Annotated in this window: 1 protein-coding gene; it reads right to left on the bottom strand. The window is 69.4% G+C overall.

Annotated elements, in window-relative coordinates:
- Window positions 1-896 (bottom strand): electron transfer flavoprotein subunit alpha/FixB family protein (locus tag AB6724_RS21805; RefSeq protein WP_369340624.1); only part of this gene is annotated, 896 nt, incomplete at both ends.

Raw genomic sequence — 896 nt, 5'->3', positions numbered from 1 at the left:
TCCGGCACGGCCGTGAACAGATCGGCTTCCAGCCCGTAGTCGGCCACCGAGAAGATCGGCGCCTCCGGGTCCTTGTTGATCGCCACGATCACCTTGGAATCCTTCATGCCCGCCAGATGTTGGATCGCTCCCGAGATGCCGCAGGCAATGTACAGCTGCGGCGCCACGATCTTGCCGGTCTGGCCGACCTGCAGGTCGTTGGGCGCGTAGCCCGCATCCACGGCCGCACGGCTGGCACCGATGGCCGCACCCAGCTTGTCGGCCAGGGGGGTGATCACTTCGGTGAACTTCTCGGCCGAGCCCAGCGCGCGGCCGCCCGAGACGATGATCTTGGCGGCCGTCAGCTCGGGGCGGTCGCTCTTGGTGACTTCACGGCCCACAAAGGCGCTCTTGCCCGAGTCGGCCACGGCCGCCACGGTTTCCACGGCCGCGGCGCCGCCGTTCGCAGCGGCCGCGTCAAAGCCCGTGGTGCGCACGGTGATGACCTTGACGGCATCGGCCGACTGCACGGTGGCAATCGCATTGCCCGCATAGATGGGGCGCTCGAAGGTGTCGGCCGCGTCGACCTTGGTGATGTCGCTGATCTGGGCCACGTCCAGCTTGGCGGCCACGCGGGGCGCCACGTTCTTGCCGGCGGCCGTCGAGGGGAACAGGATGTGGCTGTAGTTGCCGGCGATGCTCAGCACCTGGGCCGCCACGTTCTCGGCCAGGCCGTCCTTGAGGGAGGCGCCGTCGGCGTGGATGACCTTGGCGACGCCGGCGATCTGGGCGGCGGCCGCGGCGGCGGCGGCAGCGCCCTCGCCGGCCACCAGCACATGCACCTCAGCGCCGCAGGCCTTGGCCGCGGTCACGGTGTTCAGGGTCGCGGTCTTGATCGAAGCGTTGTCGTGTTCTGC

Source organism: Comamonas guangdongensis (assembly GCF_041079535.1).
Classification (GTDB): Bacteria; Pseudomonadota; Gammaproteobacteria; order Burkholderiales; family Burkholderiaceae_C; genus Comamonas; species Comamonas guangdongensis.
This window is presented reverse-complemented; position numbering and strand designations above follow the sequence as displayed.